At 53.5% G+C, this 5,576-nt stretch carries 6 protein-coding genes and 1 pseudogene; all 7 read right to left on the bottom strand.

The genetic code is table 11. The annotated features are described in order from the left end of the window. Positions 1 to 441 (bottom strand): annotated as a pseudogene (locus C5469_RS21550) (ImcF-related family protein); the annotation flags it as partial. Further along, positions 422 to 1,573 carry a hypothetical protein gene (locus C5469_RS21545; RefSeq protein WP_166310615.1) on the bottom strand — a complete coding sequence of 384 codons (1,152 nt, stop codon included), beginning with the start codon at positions 1,571 to 1,573 and terminating at the stop codon, positions 422 to 424. The pseudogene C5469_RS21550 and the gene C5469_RS21545, both read right to left, overlap by 20 nt. Further along, positions 1,570 to 1,827, bottom strand: coding sequence for a PAAR domain-containing protein (locus C5469_RS21540; protein WP_054481716.1), 258 nt, complete (start codon positions 1,825 to 1,827; stop codon positions 1,570 to 1,572). Before C5469_RS21540 ends, C5469_RS21545 begins: the two co-directional genes overlap by 4 nt. Continuing rightward, complete coding sequence (locus C5469_RS21535; RefSeq protein WP_166310613.1) at positions 1,824 to 4,301, bottom strand: T6SS phospholipase effector Tle1-like catalytic domain-containing protein; 2,478 nt, start codon at positions 4,299 to 4,301, stop codon at positions 1,824 to 1,826. The genes C5469_RS21540 and C5469_RS21535 overlap by 4 nt, the downstream gene beginning before the upstream one ends. After that, the gene (tli1a, locus tag C5469_RS21530; protein WP_166310619.1) at positions 4,289 to 4,804 is read right to left on the bottom strand and encodes a Tli1a family immunity protein; all 516 of its coding nucleotides are present in this window, start codon (positions 4,802 to 4,804) and stop codon (positions 4,289 to 4,291) included. Before tli1a (C5469_RS21530) ends, C5469_RS21535 begins: the two co-directional genes overlap by 13 nt. Positions 4,805 to 4,854: 50 nt before the next feature. Further along, positions 4,855 to 5,367, bottom strand: coding sequence for a Tli1a family immunity protein (gene tli1a / locus C5469_RS21525; protein WP_166310617.1), 513 nt, complete (start codon positions 5,365 to 5,367; stop codon positions 4,855 to 4,857). 50 nt (positions 5,368 to 5,417) lie between these two features. Further along, positions 5,418 to 5,576: DUF3304 domain-containing protein (locus C5469_RS23860; RefSeq protein WP_242689558.1), on the bottom strand; the 159-nt coding region annotated here is incomplete at its 5' end.

The following is a 5,576-nucleotide window of genomic DNA, read 5'->3' as shown; positions in this document are numbered from 1 at the left end:
GCCCTCCAGCCAGTGCCCGGCAGTCAGGCCCGGTGCAATGGCCTCCACCTGCTCGACTTCCCCCATCACCAGTAAGATACGCACCCTGAACCCCCAGAGCCGGCCATAACGACGGTGCAGGCGGGCGCCTAATTCATCGTAATCAAACTGTTTACTGACCGGAGCAGCCAATGGTGGACCTGGTTCCGGCTCCGTGACTTTATCTTTGACAAACAAGGTGACCGTGATAAAACCCAGCATACTCACCACCACGATGAGCACCCAGGCTATTCCACAAGCCCGTAACAAATGATTGAACTTCTCGGTATCTGTGGTTTGATGTTCTCCCCAAAACCACCATCCCAGACCGGCGAACGTCACCAGCAGGGTAATCGTTCCCACCAGTAAGATGAGCGTATTCACCACCGAAACCGGTTGTAATTTATTTTCTTGCAGTTTCATAAGATTTCACTATTCCAAACGCTAAAGTGTGTTGAGGATCGCGGGCCAACCAGCCACAGGGCTGACCGGTATTTTCCGCCGAGATAGCCGCCAGGGTTTGCACCACCACCGCTTCCATCTCGTTAATATTGCCCCAATTGAGATCCTGTACATGTTGAGTGATATTCCAGCCGGTCTTTTCCAGTGCAAGCCCGTCCGGCTGGGAAAACAGAAAACAAGGTTCCGGTGGCTGCGGGATATCTGCCTGTACCAGCGCCCGGGCTGCCACATCCATAACCGGTTCATCATCCTGAGCCTGAAAATATTCACCGCGGGTCAACGCCACGTTGCCGGTTTTTTTCAGTAACCAGATAAAAGCCGCTTCACCCGCCGGTAAGGCTGATCCCGCTTCACTGGCGACACACTGGCAACCGGCGCACAAAATAGTCGCCTGACTGCCCGTTGTCGCATTCAGCCGGTCAGTCATCTCATCCAGAGTATCAATACCGCGCCAGTATTGCGGCTGTTCGGGTAACACCACATCAGGAAACTGCACCGCCATCTGGGCGACAAACTCCTGCCAGACGGTAGCTGAACCCAGCCAATAACAACGTATTGGCGTACAACACAACGGCGCCTGATGCTGATTCTGCCACTGATTCACCGCCATTTTCGCCAGCTGGATTTCCCGTTGTTCGATGTCAACGACACCGGAACGCCGGAGACGCACCACCTGACCCTGCGCCTCCTTGATGGGTTCCGGGCGACGATGACTCTGGGACTGATTAATCACACTCAGCCACACATCAGGCGTGATCCCCGGCGGACCGACTAACACCCAATCCACCAGCGCAATCTGCTGACGATGTTTACGCCACCAACGTTGCTGCACCCACTCAACCTGTTGCTGATAAATCCAGGCGTTATGCCGGGCAAAACGGTAAAACAGCCAGCGAAATAGCAGACATAACAGCCATAACGCCGCCAGTCCGGGGATCATGGCGTACAAGGCTGAAGCGTCACCGATTTCAGGTCTTATCAGCGCGACGAGGTTACTGACCAGCAATACCCCTCCGGCCCCGGCGGCCAACCAGCGTTTAACCCGGGGCGGTGAAGCCTGACGATACGGCGGAAAGGTGGGACAGACTTTCATGACACCACCTGATAATCGGGACCGGAACTCACCAGCGTACAGCCACATTCACAACGATGGCCGTCTAATGCCACGGGCTTGCCATCGATCAGGCAGGCGGCACTGCCTTGCGCAATCGTGGTCATGCCGTGATGGTTGCACTGAACCGGATCGCCCTGACAGGCGATTGGTTGACCAAAACAGAGGTAGTGGCCGGATAATACCTTGCCACCGTACTCACGCAGGCTGTCGCCCTGACGGATAACATTCTTCATTGCTCAGGCCCCCCTGACGGAGTCAGTTCCAGAGTCCTGCCGGCCCAACGCGCTTTGAGCTTCTCTTTGGCAATTTGCATTCGCCGCTCTTCGATAAACTGTCTCTGCTGACGGGTCACCTCACCCACATTATGGGTGAATGCCTTCGTCTGCTCCGCGTCCGGTAACATGGGAATAAGTTCCCGGGTGGATAAATCGTGTACGCTCACTTCCAGCTGAGTGACGTGAGTTTCGTCGATGGCATTCGCCACCATGTTGCCGATTTTTTTCCGTTTGAAGAGAAACAAGGCACTGCCAATCGGTGACGCTGCCCCGACCACATTGCCTTCCACCGTCAAAAGCGACAGGGGTTTACTACACACTGTGCCGAAGTAAATCACCCGGTAACGGAAATAACCGCCCTCCGGCTCACGCGTATCCAGCGTAGAGTACATAAACCAGGCGCGGGAATCATGCACCTGATTGTCATACAGGGCCACCAGTAATGACTCCGGTGATGCTGGTTGACCGGTTTTTCTCGTCGGAACCGGCTGGAAAAGCCGATCGACCAACGCCTCTCCCGCGGTTTTCATTTGCTGATATTCCCAGTCCTCATCCTCACTGTTCAACAGATAAAGGGCGTTGCCCAGAATGCCTTCGACAGCAAATTGCTTCGTACCGGATATCCCACGCCGTTCTCCCCGGTAGTCACTGCGAAATTCCGCTGCCGCTTCCCGCAACTGCTTCTGGGCGATTTCCGGGTCAAAATCCGGCACACCGGGAACTAACACAGGCGGTTCTTTACTGCCGCTAATAATGTATTCCAGTCGCTGTGCTTTCCGTTTCTTTGACACGGCATCCTGCCCGGCTTGCCGCACCTGCTCACTCTTCGCATAATGCGTCTTATCCGCGTCACGGTTAGGGGCGGCAAGAAAAAACGGCGTACTGAGCAGCGTCCCGCCGGCGTAGCGGTTGATACGCCAGGCGGTCAGCCAGTCCATCTGGTTTTCCATGGCCTGCTCCAGCACCACAGCTGACCGTATCGGTTCAAAGCGGGCGGCTTCTTCGGCGGACAGCGGTTGTTCCGGCATATCAAGTCCCAAAGTGACTTTGCGCCAAGCGTTGAAGCGGTTGATGAGTTTCAATTCTATATCGAATTCCAAGCCAACTTCATAACTCATGGAACGCCAACTATGCTGAGACAGATCCGCAGGTAAAGCTATCTTTGGTACTTTAAGAGGAGCCCCACTTTCAAATGCCGCGGCATACATTTCATGTAAAACAATTTGGGATAAAAGGAAGCCATCCGTTTCCCCTATCGCCTTACCCTGATCTCCCGGTGGATAACCGCCCCCCAAATCAGAATGCACGCCGGGATAAATCACCTCGGTGCTACCGGTCGGGTAGGTCCCATCGGAACGGCGAATCGAATCCATCGGGAAACTCAGCCGCTGTTCATGGGTCGAGACCAGATGCACACAGCGTTTCACCAACCCGCCGTAAATCTCCTCCGATGGCAGTTCCTGCGTGCCATCTGCCCAGGCCATATGCCCCTCAACGACAGGAACCACATGGCTCATCCCGACTGACGCCACCGTGTCAAACAGCCCGAGAAACTCCACACTGATGGGCAGGTTACAATCCGGGTCGGTTTCGTTTTTCGCTTGCAGACACAGTGATGGCTTCAGGTCATCCCCTTTGGGAGGCGGCAACAATTCGGCCAGCCAGTTGACAAAGGCCCGGGCCTCCGCTGCCCCACGGGAAAAACCATACACATACAACTTCATCCCCAGCAACTTACACTTACCTCGTCCCAGATGGCTGCGGGCTATTTTTAGCTCACGTTTTAAACGGGCAAACTGCTTATAAAACTCGCCATAACGGTTATGCGCCCCTCCCAAGCCCAGTGTGTGCCAGGTGGTGGACATCGCCTCCAGGGATTTTTGACTTTCACTGTTGGTCATCTGTTTTTGTGTCAGGCTAAAGCCAAGGACATCAATCAACCGCAGCAACGCCCAGTTGATCCGGTCCTCACCCCGGTCAGCAAAAGCCAGCCCCCACGTGCTGTAATCCAGATCATTAATTTCCGGAAAAGGGGTCCCCACACCGGGGATATAATATTTAAAGTATTCTCCGCCAGTGCTTTCGACATCATCCAGCAACGGCTTACCTGCCGCCCCACCCGCATAACCGGCCCCAATCGTCGCCTGAAACAGCCGAACGATATTAGTCGGATGGTGAGGAACAGCCTGATAAAGATCGTTATACAAATTATTGCCGGTGCCATCAAAAAACAGGCTGACATGCAGGGTCTTACAGCAGGGTGGCACCACCCGACGATTCTCCGCCAGACACAATTCCTGATGGTAGGCTCTTTCGTCACTGGTCTGACGGTGACAATTTTGCCCGACCAGATAGCTTTTAGACGGCAACCGCCCCTTCGTGGGAAAGGGAGCGGGCAACCAGACCGCATCGTTATGATTTATTTCGGACATACTTTCGGCTCCTTCATTTCTAACGGTTCTTTAATCGGGTAGTTTGGGCTACCGTAGGCGTCACAAGAGGTCGTGACTTTAATCTGATCACAGGGCAAGAAATGCACCGTAATCCCGCAGGTATCTCCTCCATTCTGATAATAGGGCACTGGCACTACCTGGCTATGTTGGCGTGTATAAGCATCCATTTTTTTCTTCCATGCCATAAATTTTTCTCTATCCGCAAAACCGGGAAAACCATCCATATCTCCCACTCCAGTCTCCCAATCTACCCGAACCGTCATCCCCGGTTTCCATTTCGCTGGCACGCTATAACAACAGCCACCGCCACCGCCCTGATACGGCCCGATAATATCGATACCCGGCGTATCATCCACACTGAACCGGTTAATCGCCCACTTGGTATGGTTAATCGCAATAATCACGCCGGCCTGCGCTGGAAACTGACTACAGGCCGCCAGTAACAGGCATACAACCGCCCATTTAAACCGGTGTTTCTTCATCTTTCTCTCCTTCAATAAGGCATAATCTGGCTTTGAGATGCCTGTCGGCATTATTTCGGACATACTTTCGGCTCCTTCATTTTCAACGGCTCTTTAATCGGATAATTGGGACTATTGTAGGTAGCGCAGGACGTCGTCACCTTCACCTGATCACAGGGTAAGAAATGCACCGTAATCCCACAGGTGCGCTGACCGGTATAATCGGGCACCGGCACTACCTGGCTATGCTGGCGGTTCTGAGCATCGATTTTTTCCCTCCATGCCAAATATTTCTCCCTATTTGCATATCCGGGAAAATCGTCGGAGAAAGCCACCCCGGTTTCCCAATCCACCTTGACCGTCATCCCCGGTTTCCACTTCTCCGGAGCCCGATAGCAACAGCCACCACCACCGCCCTGATACGGTCCGATACTATCGATACCGGGATTATCATCCACACTGAACCGGTTAATCGCCCACTTGGTATGATTAATCGCCTCAATGGTTCCGGCCTGTGCCGGCAACTGACTACAGGCCGCCAGTAACAGGCATACAACCGCCCATTTAAACCGGTGTTTCTTCATCTTTCTCTCCTTCAATAAGGCATAATCTGGCTTTGAGATGCCTGTCGGCATTATTTCGGACATACTTTCGGCTCCTTCATTTTCAACGGCTCTTTAATCGGATAATTGGGACTATTGTAGGTAGCGCAGGACGTCGTCACCTTCACCTGATCACAGGGTAAGAAATGCACCGTAATCCCACAGGTGCGCTGACCGGTATAATCGGGCAC

Origin of the sequence: Photorhabdus cinerea (assembly GCF_011189575.1) — a bacterium.
GTDB classification, from domain to species: Bacteria; Pseudomonadota; Gammaproteobacteria; order Enterobacterales; family Enterobacteriaceae; genus Photorhabdus; species Photorhabdus cinerea.
The sequence above is the reverse complement of the archived record's forward strand: the minus strand, read 5'-3'. Positions and strand labels throughout refer to the sequence as shown.